Here is a 13379-nt window from a genome sequence, read left to right as displayed (position 1 = left end):
CGCGTCAAGCCGGTAGCCGGACAGCATCGACAGGAAGAAGGAGGGGAGCCTCGTGGTCGAGGAAACCCCCTGGCAGCAGGCCCTCCGCTACGCCAACCGCGCCAACCCGTACCCGTTCTACGAGGAACTGCGCAAGCAGCCGGTGGCGCGGCAGCCGGACGGGACCTATGTCGTCAGCACCTACCGGGAGATCGTCGCGCTGCTGCACGACCCCCGCGTCAGTTCGGATGTCAGGAAGCTTCCCGTCCCGGCAGCGGCCCAGGCCGAGGGTTCGGCGGAGGCCGAGCCGATCTCGGAGGCGGTCATCTCCCTGGAGCCGAACATCATCACCTGCGATCCGCCCGAGCACGATCGGGATCGCCGGATGATGACGCCGCACTTCGTCGGCCCGCCCCAGGCGCCCTGCCTGGTATCCGACCTGGAGCCCGAGATCCGCCGCATCGTCGGCGGCCTCCTGGACGACATGAGGGGCAAGACCCGTGTCGACGCCGTCGACGACTTCGCCTACCCCCTGCCGGTGACGGTGATCTGCAAGGTTCTGGGCGTGCCGCCGGAGGACGAGCCACGCTTCCACCACTGGATCGAAACGGCCCTGGACGCCTTGGACTTCGGTCCGGAAGCCGCCTCCGAAGAGATCCGGAGCCGGCAGGCCGGGGGGCGGCAGGCCGTGCAGGAATTCGGGCAGTTCGCAGCCGAGCTGCTCGACAGATACGCCCGGCAGCCCGGCCCTGGCATGCTCTCAGCACTGGTGAACGAGGACGGCCCGGAGGGACGGATGTCCAAGGGCGTGCTCGCGAGCAACGCCCTGCTCCTGATCTTCGCGGGACACGAGACCACGGTCAACCTCATCGCCCACAGTGTGCTCACCCTGCTGCGCCACCCCGACACGCTGGAGACGCTGCGCCGCCGGCCCGACCTGATCGTGCCCGGGGTGGAGGAACTGCTGCGCTACGAGTCGTCGGTGCAGTTCTGGCACACCCGCTCCGCCGTGGAGGACATCGACATCGCCGGCACCACCATCCCGAAGGGGGCGCCGATCTTCCTGGCGTACGGCTCGGCGAACCGCGATCCGGAACGGTTCACCGACCCCGACGAACTCGACCTCGAACGCCCCGACAACCAGCATCTCGGTTTCAGTCAGGGCATCCACTTCTGCTTCGGCGCTCCGCTCGCGCGGCTCGAGGTCCAGAGCGCGGTGGGTGAGTTCGTCCGCCGGGTGCAGAACCCCCGGCTCGTCGAGGACCCGCCGCCGTACCGGCACAACCAGATCTTCCGCGGCCCGCGCCACGTCCTCGTCGACATCGACGGCATCCGCGACTGACCCATGTGTGCGTGAAGGATCGCCATGCGAGCTTTTCAACTCGTCGGTTGGCGGCAGCCTCCTGAGCTGCGCGAGGTGCCGGTGCCCGAGCCGGGGCCGGGGCAGGTTCTGGTGAAGGTCGCAGGTGCCGGTGCCTGCCACTCCGATCTGCACATCATGCAGGCACCCGCACCGCCACCCGGCTTCACGGATCTGCCCCTCACACTCGGCCATGAGAACGCGGGATGGGTGGAGCGGCTGGGACCGGGCGTCACCGGGTTCGCGCCCGGGGACCCTGTGATCGTCTACGGCTCCTGGGGCTGTGGCATCTGCGCCAACTGCCGTCAGGGCCAGGAGAACTACTGCCGGCAGCGCGCCGGTCAGGGCCCGGGCCTGGGCGGTGGTCACGACGGCGGCATGGCCGAGTACCTGCTGATCCCGGCGGCGCGCTACCTGATTCCGCTGGGCGTCCTCGATCCCCGCCAGGCCGCGCCGCTCAGCGACGCGGGGCTGACCAGCTATCACGCTGTGAAGCGGTCGCTGCACCTGCTGGGGCCGGGCTCCACCGCGGTCGTGATCGGGGCCGGCGGCCTGGGCCAGATGACCATCCAGATCCTGCGCGCGCTGAGCGCGGCGACCACCGTCGTCGCCGTGGACACCGACGCCGGCAAGCTGGAGACCGCCAAGCGTATGGGCGCCGACGAGGCTCTGCTCTCGGGTGACGAGGCGATCGCCCGCATCAAGGACATGACGGCGCAGCAGGGCGCTCAGCTTGTGCTGGACATGGTCGGCGTGGACCCGACGCTGCGGATGGCCGCTCAGGTGGCCAGGATGCTCGGCCACCTGACCATTGTCGGTCTCGGCGGCGGAGCCCTGCCCGTCGATTTCTCCAGCCCGCCGCACGAGTGCTCGGTCGCCGCGCCCTACTGGGGCTCCCTCACCGACCTGATGGAAGTGATCACGCTCGCCCAGCAGGAGAAGATCAAGGTACTGGTCGAGCACTTCCCCCTGCAGCGCGCGAACGAGGCTTACCAGCTCCTGCACGACGGCAGGATCCAAGGACGCGCCGTCATCACCCCCCACGGGTGAATGCCGCCGTCCACGCGAACGGGACACTCGGAGTACCTCACGGGCCACGGACCCCCAGCCCTTCCCACCGGGCAGCATGAGGCTGACCGGGTGACGATGGACATGTACGGACGTGACCATGCTGCTGCCAGTAGGAGGCCGGTGCCATGACATCTCCTTCCGATTCCTTCGGCTCCGTTCCGCCGCGCGTCACGGAACCACAGGAGGCTCGTCTGCCCGAGGGCATGTCCGCCGTGGCGAACATGGGCTGGCAGATCCTGCTCACCATGGGCCTCCTCACCATCGCCCTGGGCGTCATCGCCCTGGTCTGGCCGGGCGAGACGCTCCGCGTCGTCGGCGTCCTCTTCGGTGTCTACCTGCTGGCCACCGGTGTCTTCCAACTCGCCGCCGCCTTCGGCACCCACGTCGCCCGGCATCTTCGCGTACTGCACTTCGTCACCGGCGCGGCCTCCGTCCTGCTGGGACTGATCTGCTTCCGGGGCCCGCTGGAGTCGATTTTCCTGCTCGCCCTGTGGATCGGCTTCAGCTGGCTGATGCGAGGCACCCTGGAGACGGTCGCCGCGGCCTCCGACCAGGCCATGCCCGCGCGCGGCTGGCATGTGGCCTTCGGCATCATCGGCACCATGGCCGGCATCGTGATGATCGTCATGCCGTTCGCCTCCATCGGGACACTCACCCTGGTAGTGGGCGTCATGGCCATAGTTCTTGGCCTGACGGAGGTGGTACGCGCCGTCATGACACGCGTCGAGATCGGCCACCTGGCTGCCGGCACGCCCACCCCGCGGCGCCGCCTGTTCCACGCACGTCCGCACCCCCAGCACTGATCGGGGGGCGGATCGCCCGGCGCGGCGAGCGGCGACATCGCGCAACCTCATCGCAGTGGCGCGCGGCCGGCTGTGAAGGCGATCGATCCCGGCGTCGCCCGTCGCGCCCGACTGGCGGTCATCCGGGATCGTCGGAGCCGTCGGCGTTCTCGGGGCCGCTGTCTGCCCGCGGCGGTCGACCGCCGCGGTGAGCCCAGATGTCTTTGAGCACGATTTGGACGATGCCGGTGACAGGAATCGCCAGGAGGGCACCGAGGATCCCGGCGACTTCGGCGGCGATCAGGATGGCCAGCAGCACGGTGAGGGGGTTGAGTTTCACCGTCCGCGACAGGATGACCGGCTGCAGGAGGTGGTTCTCGGCCTGCTGATAGACGATGAAGAAAACGATGGCTCCGATGCCGGCCGGCAGGGAGTGGACGAACGCCACGGTGGAGGCGACGGCAGCCCCTATGGTGGCCCCCACCAGGGGAATGAGGTCGGTCAGAGCGACGAAGAGGGCCAGCAGGCCGGCGAACGGCACCCCGGAAACCAGCAGTACGACGTAGGTCAGGAGCCCACAGATGATGCTGATCAGCAAGTTCCCGGTCAGGTAGCCGTTGACAGTACGGGCGCACGCGGCTCCGACGCGGCGTATCCGGGCCGCGGGCGCCTCGTCCACGAGGGCAAGGGACCGGTCTATGGCCTTGGGGCCCTCCAGCACCATCAGATAGGCCAGGACGAAGATGGTGAGAGCGCCGGTCGCGGTGCTCGCGGCACTGCGGATGAACTTCAAGGCGGGCGTGCTCAGGCCGGTGGCGAAGGCGCGGATCTGCGCCTGATGCTGCTGGACATACCGCAGAGCGTGCGTCCGCTCCAGCAGGTTACCGACTGGCCCGCGGCCGGCCTGGGTGTCCCTGATCATCGCGGGCAGACGACCGGCGAACCGGCTTCCCTCCTGGGCCAGAGGGATGACGAACAGGGCGACCACCGCGCCGACGGCCGCGGCTGCGGCCAGGAAGACCAGCAAGGTGGCCACCGGCCGTCGGCACCGCGGCACCCGTCGTTGCAGCGCTTCGACCGCTGGATGAAGTGAGACGGCCAAGAACACCGCGATGACCGCCCAGATCAGGACCCGGCGAGCCTGGATCACCAGCTCGAGCAGGACGTAGGTGGCCAGCACCAGGCCGATGGTGGCGAGGATGGTTCGCACCGGAACCGGACGCGTCGCCATGGGCACCGGGTGCCCAGCCCCGGTCACGGGAAACGCGAAGACCTCCTCGCCGGGTGGCTCCCGCGCGGTGGCACTTGGCAGCCTTTGACACGGGCTGCGGCGGGTCGCCGCGAGCCGGCAGTGAAGCGGACGGAGACAACCGGCGGATGCCTCGGCCGTCCCCAAGGGAATGCTCTCGACGCAGGCGTGTCCGGCTACGGCGGTGCTGGTGCCAGGTGCGGCTGTCCAGGCAGGGTTGCAAGCTGATGCCGTAGGTCGGAACTGTCGAGGGAAGTGTCATGGTGGCGGTGGCCGCAGGTGCAAGCGCCGGACCGTCGGTCCGGCGGAGGGCGGCGCTGTCAGCCGCGGGCGTGATCCCGGCAGTCCTGTTGCCACCAGTGGGGTGCGCCGGGCTGACACACGCGGCCTTTGGGTACGCGCCGTGACCGAGAACGCGTCGCGGCTGACGACCGGCGCACGGCGGCCCTGTCTGATCGTGAATCCGCGTTCGGGGGGAGGGAAAGCAAGCCGGTTCCGCATCGCGGAACGAGCACGTGTGCTCGGTGCTCAGGTCTTCCTGATCGATCATTCCCTGCCCCAGGACCTGGCGACTGTCGCCCGACGTGCGGTGGATGACGGTGCGGACCTGCTGGGGGTGGCCGGCGGAGACGGTACGCAGGCGCTTGTCGCCGAGGTGGCCGCGGAGAGCGGCCTGCCCTTCGTGGTCATTCCGGCGGGTACCCGCAACCACTTCGCGATGGATCTCGGTCTGGACCGTGAGGACCCTTCGGCCGCGCTGGAGGCCCTCACGGACGGCGTCGAGCTGCGCGTGGATCTGGGATACGCAGGCGAACGGGTCTTCGTCAACAACGTGTCGTTCGGCGCCTATGCCGCCCTGGTGCGGGACCCCGCCTACAGGGACGACAAACTTGGCACGGCGGTGCGGATCCTTCCGGAATTCCTGGCCCGCCACGAGGGCCCGGAACTGGTGGTTCGCGCAGGGCCGCTCACCGTGCACGGGCCGGATGCCGTGCTGGTGAGCAACAACCCCTACCAGCTGGATGACCCGGCCGGGCTCGGCAGGCGTGCGCACCTCGACTCCGGCCTCCTGGGAGTACTGGCCGCCAGGGCGGAGACGCCGGCCGAGACGGTCACGAGGCTGCGCAGCGGGCGGCCGAACGGCCTCACCCGTCTCGCCACGCCCGACGACGTTGTCGTGTACGCCGACGTCCCCGTCCTCCCCGCCGGGCTGGACGGCGAAGCCGTCAGCCTGCCGACGCCCGTGCGGTGCCGCATCAGTCCTCGGGCGCTCCGGGTATGGGTTCCCCGGCATCGTCCCGGCGCCGGGACCTGACCAGTAAGGCCCTGTGCGGGCCTTCGGGCGCTGACCAACCGGCGTCCCAGCGGCAGAGGAGCGGAGCCGCGGCGCAACACGCCATCGGTTACGTGCGGAGCGACCCGTGCCGAGCGGGTGATCGCCGGGGCGCTGGTGCCTGTCAGGTACAGCACCGAGGACAAGCACCTCGGCGTCGGCAGCCGTAACCCGCGCAGTCTGATTGTCCGATCACACGTGAGGCCCTTGACATCCACGCGAGTGCATCTGATGATTTCGTCATAAATGGGCGAATTGCCCAGATATGAGATTCGCCGCACCGTGTGCCGCTCACCGGGACATCGCCGTTCACCACGGCTGCACACAGGGTCGCCGGGCCACATGCCGACGCTCTTACTTCCGCACCGATGGGACGGACCGCGATGACGCACACTGACCACACCCTCACCCTCCTCGCCGACCCGGGCGGCACCCCTGAGGTGCCCGATGCCGCGATAGCGATGCTCGATGCCGAGGGCATCGTCGTGGGGTGGACGCACGCCGCCCAGCAGCTCGTCGGCTATGCGGCCGGCGAGGTGGTGGGCCGCTCCGCCGCACACGTGCTGCCGCCTCCCGAGGACGCCCGGAGGGCTTCGGCGTTCTCCGAGCAGTGCCGTGCGCAGGGCGGCTGGTCCGGCGCCGCGGCGATACGCCACCGCGACGGCCGCACGCTCAGGATGACGCTGCGGGTCTCACTGCTGCGGGGACGGGACGCCGGCACCCGGTGGCTGGTGTCCGTGACGGACATAGGCTCCCTGTCTCCGGCGGGGGGCGGGGGACCGGTGCGGGAGTCACTCCTTGCCCGGGCCCCGATCGGCATCGTCGTCTATGACGCGCAGCTGCGCTGCGTATGGGTGAACGACGCCATGGAGCGGCACGACGGCGTGCCTCGTCACCGGCGCTTCGGGCGTGGTCTGAAGGGCTCACTGCCCGCCGTCGAGGCCGAAGCGCTCAAGGTCGTGATGCGGCAGGTGCTGGAGAGCGGCACGACGACGGTGCACGAGTACCGTGCGTGGCCGCCTGCGGACCGGCCCCGTGAGCACGCGTTCTCCGCCTCGTTCTTCTGCCTCCAGGGCGCGGACGGCACCCCGCTGGGCGTGTGCTCCATGACCGTGGACGTCACCGGGAACCGGCGGGCACGTGAGCGCCTCGCCATCCTCAGCGAGGCCGGCACGCACATCGGGAGCACCCTGGACGTGATGCAGACCGGTCAGGAACTGGCAGATCTCGTCGTGCCCCTTCTGGCCGACCACGCCTTGGTCGATCTCGTGGAGTCTGTTCCGTTCGGCGTCGAGCCGTCGGCGCGGACCGGCACGACCAGTGGCCGCCCGCCGCTGCTGCGCCGCGCCGGCCTGGCCTCCATCGACCTGGGGGTCCTCGAGTTGCCGTGGGTACGTGAAGAAGTGGTCCACGCCGACCCCGACTCGTTGTTCTCAGCCGCCATGCGCACGGGACGGTCGTACCTGGAGCCGGTGCTGGACACTCGTTCCGGCCCCTGGGTCGACCACGACCCGGTGCGGGCGCAGAAGGTACGCGACAGCGGCGTCCACTCCTTGATGGTCGTACCCATCCGTGCGCGGCGCTGCGTGCTGGGACTGGCGCTGTTCGGCCGCTCCGTGGAACAGACGCCGTTCCAGGAGGACGACCTGCTCCTGGCCGAGGAGCTGGTCACCCGGGCCGCACTGTGCCTGGACAACGCGTTGCAGTACGCGCGTGAGCGCACCGCGGCCCTCACGCTGCAACGCGCCCTGCTCCCTCGCCGGGTGCACGGCGGTGCCGCCGTCGAGGTCGCCTCGCGCTATGTGCCGGCCGACATGGATCACGGCGTGGGGGGTGACTGGTTCGACGTGATCGAGCTGTCCGGAGCCCGGGTGGCCCTGGTCGTCGGCGATGTGATGGGGCACGGCATCAATGCCGCGGCGACCATGGGCAGGCTGCGTACAGCCGTGCGCACGCTCGCGGACCTCGACCTGCCACCGGACGAACTGCTGGCGCACCTCGACGACACGGTCCGGCGGCTGAACGACGAGGCCGACGTCTCCGACACGGTTCCCGCGGTGGTGGGTGCCACCTGTCTGTACGCCGTCTACGACCCGGTCACCCGACGGTGCACGATGGCGCGGGCCGGGCATCCACCGCCCCTGATCGTAGGCGCACAGGGCCGGGTCACCATCCCCGATCTGCCCGCCGGGGCCCCGCTGGGCCTGGGGCTCGGGCTGGTGCCTTTCGAGTCCGTGGAACTGGAGCTGCCCGAAGGAAGCGTGCTCGCCTTCTACTCCGACGGCCTGGTCGAGTCCCGCGGCGAGGACATCGACGTGGGCCTGCGGCGGCTGGGCGCCGCCCTGACGCAGCCCGGGGCCTCCCTTGAGGAGTTGTGCTCGCGGGCGATGGAGAACGTGTCGGCTCAGACGCCGGCCGATGATGTCACCTTGCTTCTTGCGCGGACGCGCGCGCTGCGACCCGCCCAGGTCGCCTCCTGGGATCTGCCGAACGAACCCGGCACCGTCCGGGCAGCCCGGCAGCTGGCTGCCCGTCAGCTCAGGCAATGGGGTCTGGAGCCGCTGGTGGCACCGGTGCAGTCGATCGTCAGTGAACTGGTCACCAACGCGATCCGTCACGGTAACGGCCCGAGCCGCCTGAGGCTCATCCAGCACCGGGTCCTCACGTGTGAGGTCTCCGACAGCAACACCGGCCAACCACGCCCCCGTCATCTGCGTCCTCTCGACGAGCACGGCCGCGGCCTCTGCCTGGTTGCCCGGCTGTCGCGCAGGTGGGGTTCCCGCTCAGCAGCAGACGGCAAGGTCGTCTGGGCCGAACGAGACCTGCCATCCACAGCTGACGCCCTGTGAGCGCCGACAGCCACCACAGGATCTTTCTCCCCGGCCGCGAATCCTCGTAAGGGAAGCCAGAGCATGGACACATCGAATGTTGAAAACGCCGACCCGGCAGGTGCCTCCCAAGGAGCGACGAGCGTCTCCGGCACCAGCCCCGGCGTCAGGCTCCCAGCCTTCGACGGTCTGGCCGCAGCCGTGCTCGACGATCGAGGCGCGGTGGTGGGGTGGACCGGCACAGCGCAGGACCTGACCGGGTTCTGCGCCGACGAGGTCCACGGCCGCCCCGTGCGGGAACTGGTGGCCGACACCCCGCACGGCCTGCGCCGGGCCATGTCACCGCCGGCGACCGGCCGGGTACGACTGCGGCACCGGTGCGGCAACACGATCGATGTCACCTTCCGGACCACACGGGTGAGCGGCTCGGCGGGCTTCCTCGTGCTCGCGGCCCCCACCCCGCACGTCGCCGACCACCAGCACGGCGCAGCGCTCCTGCGTGCACTGTCCGCGCATAACCGGATCACGGTCGCCCTGCACGACACTGATCTCACCACCGTCCAGACGAACGCCACGCCGGACGCGCTCGACGGCCGCCCCGTACAGCCGGGCGCCCGGCTGGGCGACGTGCTGTGCGCCGAGGACGCCGAGAGCATCGAGGCGGTACTGCGGCAGGTGCTCGAGACGGGAGTCCCGGTGATGCACAGGAGCCGGCGAGTGAGCTGGCGGCATCATCCCGCGCGGCGGCACGCGCTGTCGCTGTCCGCCTTCCGTCTGGAGGACTCGCGAGGACGGCCCGCAGGGGTCGCAGCCCTGTACGTGGACGACATCGACCAACTGCGTGCCCGCCGACAGCTGGATCTTGCCCATGCGGTTGCCGAACGGGTGGGGGGCTCCCTGGACATCACGCGGACCGCGCAGGATCTCGCGGACGTCCTTGTGCCCACCTTCGGTGACCTCGCAGCAGTCGACCTTGCGGAAGCCGTCTTCGACGGTGACGAACCCGCCGAGCGGCTGGGCGGAGGAGATCTGCATCTGCGCAACGCGGCGCTGGCGCCGGCCACCGCGGCCTGGCCGCCCGGCATCCGGTGCGGCAACCTCGTCCCACCCCTGTCCGACCACCCCCTCCTGCTCCGCTTCCAGCGTGGCGAGACGGTCGTCTACGACCGGGACGAGTTCGTCGCGCTCATCGGCGGCCGGCAGTTGGTCGGGCAGTTCCTTCCGCACGGCACCCGAGCGGTGATGGTGGCGCCCCTGCACGCCCGCGGCGTCACCCTCGGCGCGATCGTGGTCTGGCGCACCGGCCCGTCCGAACCGTTCACCGAGGACGAGGTGGATCTCATGAGGCAGATCGCCTCACGGGGAGCGCTCGCCATCGACAACGCCCGCCGCTGCACGCGCGAGCACAGGGCGGCCGTGGCCCTTCAGCAAAGACTCCTTCCCCCGGCCACGACCGACACTCCGGCAGCCGAGACCGCCGGCGTCTACCTGCCCACAGGCCGTGGGGCGGGCACCAGCGGCGACTGGTACGACGCCATACCCCTGCCCGCTCTCCGGCTGGCCCTCGTCGCCGGAGACGTGATCGGCCGCGGCATACCCGCCAGTGCCACCATGGGCCGTCTGCGCGCAGCCATCCAGACCCTCGCCGACCTCGACCTGGAGCCGGACGAGTTGCTCACCCGGATCGCTGACCTGGTCCAGCGCCTCGCGGCGGAAGCACCACCTGGCGACCACGACGTCATGGGCGCCACCTGCCTGTACGCGGTCTACGACCCTGTCACCCGACGCTGCGCCATGGCCAGTGCCGGGCACCCGCCGCCCGTGCTCGTGCGGCCCGACGGGAGCGCCGAAGCCGTCGACATTCTTCCGGGGCCACCCCTCGCCGTCTGCGGCATGCCGTACGAGACGACCACGATCGACCTCGAGCCGGGCAGCGTCCTCGCGCTCTACACCGACGGCCTGGTCCATCGAGGTGCGCACGATGTCGGCGACGGGCTCCAGCGGCTGACCGATGCGCTCGCCACCTCCTGCCGCCCGGACCGCGCCCTGGACGAGACCGGCAGGGCCCTCCTCGGCCATCTGGTGGACGAGGCACCGCGTGACGACGCGACCCTGCTGCTGGCACGCACCCGTGCCGTACCGGCCGAGGACACCGCTCACTGGCAGATACCGGCTGATCCGGCTGCTGTCTCGGATGCCCGGGCATGGACGACCCGACAACTCACCGCATGGGGGTTGGACGACCTCCTCTTCCCCACCGAACTCATCGTCAGTGAACTGGTCACCAACGCGATCCGCTACGGTCGTCCGCCGGCCGAGCTGCGACTGATCCGCCACCACGTTCTGGTCTGTGAGGTCACCGACTCAAACAGCGCCCAACCCCGTCTGCGCCGCTCTCGCACCACCGACGAGGGCGGACGCGGCCTGTTCCTGGTCGCACAACTCGCCGAGCGCTGGGGCTGCCGCCATGGCCGGAACCAGAAGACCATCTGGTCCGAACAGCCCATCGCGCACGCCCACTGATCGGACGGACCCGCGAGGCCGGGTTGCCGAGGGGGCCGGGCCGGCGACCCCCGCGGCGGGGACGGCTTCGGCGCGTTCGGGTCGGGCCGTCGGGCGCGGAGGTCAGGTCATCGCGGTGTCGGGGTTCCGTTCCGGCCAGGCGGGGCGGGTGTCGGGCAGCGGATCGGCCGCGGTCGGGTTGACGGCCTCTCCCAGGCCCTCGATCGCGGTGACCAGTCGCTGTCCGGGTACGAGCGGGGCGGCCGCGCGGGGTGTCCTTCCCGGTGTGCCGGTCAGGACGACGTCACCGGGTTCGAGCGTGAGGAAGGTACTGCAGTAGGACAGGAGTTGCGCCGGCGTGAACACGAGGTCGGCGGTGGATCCGCGCTGCCACTCGACGCCGTCGACGGAGAAGGCGATGGTCAGGTCGCGGGCGTCGTCGACCTCCTCGGGGGTGACAAGGAGCGGGCCCAGGGGGGTGGAGCGGTCGAAGACCTTGCCCTGGAGTGCTTCGGTCGTGCGGTGCTGCCAGTCGCGCATCGACAAGTCGTTGGCGACGGTGTAGCCGGCGATGGCCTCCGTCGCCTCCTGCGGGCCGGCACGGCGGAGGCGGCGTCCGACGACGACCGCCAGTTCCGCCTCCCCGTCGATGTGGTCGCTGACGCGGGGCAGGGCGATGGTGTCCCGTGGGCCGGTCAGGGTGGAGGCGAACTTGGCGAAGAAGGTCGGATACTCGGGGGTGGGGAGCCGCAGGTCCCGGATGTGGCTGCGGTAGTTGAGGCCGATGCACAGGATGTGCGCCGGGGTGGGCGAGACGCGGGCGTAGTGGGCGGTGCCGGCGTCTGTCTCGCCGATGTCCCGCAGCCGGTCTCGGCGCCGGTACGCGTCGACGGCGTCGGTGGCGTCGACCAGGACGGCGCGGTCGCCCTCGATGCGGGCGCCGGTGAGGGTGTCGCCGGTGCGGACGGTCGCGAAGCGCATGCCGCTCCTTCGTCGGGGAGCCGGGGCCCTACCGGGCCTGGAGCTGGACGGCGGTGCCCGGCGCGAGGCGCTGGATCGCGGTGCCGGTCAGGCCGTTCTCGCCCAGGAGGTTGGCGACGGAGTGCTGTCCGAGTTCGCTGAGCATGAGTTCGTGGATCTGGATGATGTGTTCGGGCTTGACGGCGCGTACGTAGTCAGCGGCTTCCCCGAGCTTCGTCCACGGTCCGCTGGTGGGGAGCAGCAGGGTGCGCACGGGGGCGTCGGGTGCGAAGTAGGCGTCGCCGGGGTGGTAGAGGGTGCCCTCGTCGAGGAGGTAGCCGACGTTGTCGGGGCACGGGATGTCGGCGTGGATCAGCGCGTGGCGGTGCCCGTACACGGCGACGGGGATGGAGCCGACGCTGAAGGTGTCGCCGGCGGCGACGGTGTGCACGCGGCTGTCCTGGCCGCCGAGGGCCGCCGCGACGGCGGCGGTGCCGTAGACCTGCAGTTCGGGCCGGTCGGCGAGGGCGGCGGCGACCAGCTTCTCGTCGAAGTGGTCGAAGTGCTCGTGGGTGATCAGGACCGCTTGCGCCCGGGCGACAGCGGCCGCCGCGTCCGGGGTGAAGGTGCCGGGGTCGATCACCAGACGGGTGTCGTCCTTCTCGACGGTGACGCAGGCGTGGGCGTGCTTGGTGAGCTTCACGGGATTCCTCTCGGGCCGCAGTTTCTACAACCAAACTGTACACCTTGGTTGTATATCGCGCCTGCGGGCCGGTTGTGGGAATCGGGGTAGGTTGCCGCCATGGACGACGACAACCGACTCGCCGAGGAACTCCGGCTCACCGTCGGACAACTGGTGCGCACCGTGCGCACCGCCGACACCATGCCCGCGACCGAGTCCGCCGTCCTGGGCTGTCTCGACCGCGACGGCCCGACGACCACCGCCGACGTCGCCCAGCAGCGGGGCGTCAGCCATCAGGCGGTCGCCAAGGCGGTCAAGGCGCTGGTGACTCAGGGCCTGGTACGTACCGAGGCGCACCCCGCGGACGGCCGCAAGCTCCTGCTGCACCTCACTCCCGCGGGAAGCGAGCGCCTCGCCGAGGAACGGCGCAGGCGCGCGGAGACGCTCGGCGGCGCCATCAGCGACTCGCTGAGCGCCGAGGAGCGCGCGACCCTCGCGGCGGCACTGCCCCTGCTGGCCCGGCTGACGGCGCGCCTGCGAAAACGGTGAGCGCGGACCGCCGCCTGGACGGCGAGCCGCCACGGGCGGCGGCTCACGTGCTCGGCACGGACGGCCGCGGCGCACAGGACGTCT

The 13379-nt window shown here is 70.6% G+C and carries 10 protein-coding genes; 7 read left to right on the top strand and 3 right to left on the bottom strand.

The features are described from left to right. The first annotated feature begins 52 nt into the window (after positions 1 to 52). The 3 genes from AB0P24_RS16805 to AB0P24_RS16795 all read left to right on the top strand — a co-directional run bounded on the left by AB0P24_RS16805 (position 53) and on the right by AB0P24_RS16795 (position 3213). Positions 53 to 1321, top strand: coding sequence for a cytochrome P450 (locus AB0P24_RS16805; protein ID WP_365794545.1), 1269 nt, complete (start codon positions 53 to 55; stop codon positions 1319 to 1321). A gap of 24 nt (positions 1322 to 1345) precedes the next feature. Further along, entirely contained in the window at positions 1346 to 2389 is a 1044-nt protein-coding gene (locus AB0P24_RS16800) for an NAD(P)-dependent alcohol dehydrogenase (RefSeq protein ID WP_365794543.1), read from the top strand. A 146-nt stretch (positions 2390 to 2535) separates the two neighbouring features. Beyond that, entirely contained in the window at positions 2536 to 3213 is a 678-nt protein-coding gene (locus tag AB0P24_RS16795) for an HdeD family acid-resistance protein (RefSeq protein ID WP_365794541.1), read from the top strand. Positions 3214 to 3331: 118 nt separating this feature from the next. On the opposite strand, the gene AB0P24_RS16790 is transcribed toward AB0P24_RS16795, so the two are convergent. Then, a complete protein-coding gene (locus AB0P24_RS16790) occupies positions 3332 to 4423 on the bottom strand; it encodes an AI-2E family transporter (RefSeq protein ID WP_365794540.1) in 1092 nt (363 codons plus the stop codon). A 169-nt stretch (positions 4424 to 4592) separates the two neighbouring features. On the opposite strand from AB0P24_RS16790, the gene AB0P24_RS16785 reads away from it, so the two are divergent. The 3 genes from AB0P24_RS16785 to AB0P24_RS16775 all read left to right on the top strand — a co-directional run bounded on the left by AB0P24_RS16785 (position 4593) and on the right by AB0P24_RS16775 (position 11125). After that, the gene (locus AB0P24_RS16785; protein WP_365794538.1) at positions 4593 to 5756 is read left to right on the top strand and encodes a diacylglycerol kinase family protein; all 1164 of its coding nucleotides are present in this window, start codon (positions 4593 to 4595) and stop codon (positions 5754 to 5756) included. Positions 5757 to 6157: 401 nt separating this feature from the next. Continuing rightward, positions 6158 to 8623 (top strand): SpoIIE family protein phosphatase, encoded by a 2466-nt coding sequence (locus AB0P24_RS16780; RefSeq protein WP_365794536.1) that lies wholly within the window; start codon positions 6158 to 6160, stop codon positions 8621 to 8623. A gap of 63 nt (positions 8624 to 8686) precedes the next feature. Then, positions 8687 to 11125 carry a SpoIIE family protein phosphatase gene (locus AB0P24_RS16775; protein WP_365794534.1) on the top strand — a complete coding sequence of 813 codons (2439 nt, stop codon included), beginning with the start codon at positions 8687 to 8689 and terminating at the stop codon, positions 11123 to 11125. Positions 11126 to 11227: 102 nt separating this feature from the next. On the opposite strand, the gene AB0P24_RS16770 is transcribed toward AB0P24_RS16775, so the two are convergent. Both AB0P24_RS16770 and AB0P24_RS16765 read right to left on the bottom strand, forming a co-directional pair. Next, a complete protein-coding gene (locus AB0P24_RS16770; RefSeq protein WP_365794532.1) occupies positions 11228 to 12085 on the bottom strand; it encodes a fumarylacetoacetate hydrolase family protein in 858 nt (285 codons plus the stop codon). Between the two features lie 28 nt (positions 12086 to 12113). Beyond that, on the bottom strand, positions 12114 to 12767 hold the full coding sequence (locus tag AB0P24_RS16765) for an MBL fold metallo-hydrolase (RefSeq protein WP_365794530.1): 654 nt from the start codon (positions 12765 to 12767) through the stop codon (positions 12114 to 12116). A 99-nt stretch (positions 12768 to 12866) separates the two neighbouring features. Here AB0P24_RS16765 and AB0P24_RS16760 point away from each other — a divergent pair, with 99 nt between their 5' ends. Continuing rightward, a complete protein-coding gene (locus AB0P24_RS16760) occupies positions 12867 to 13295 on the top strand; it encodes a MarR family transcriptional regulator (protein ID WP_365794528.1) in 429 nt (142 codons plus the stop codon). Positions 13296 to 13379 lie beyond the last annotated feature (84 nt).

This window comes from Streptomyces sp. NPDC086519, from assembly GCF_040686075.1.
Taxonomy (GTDB): Bacteria; Actinomycetota; Actinomycetes; order Streptomycetales; family Streptomycetaceae; genus Streptomyces; species Streptomyces shenzhenensis.
This window is presented reverse-complemented; position numbering and strand designations above follow the sequence as displayed.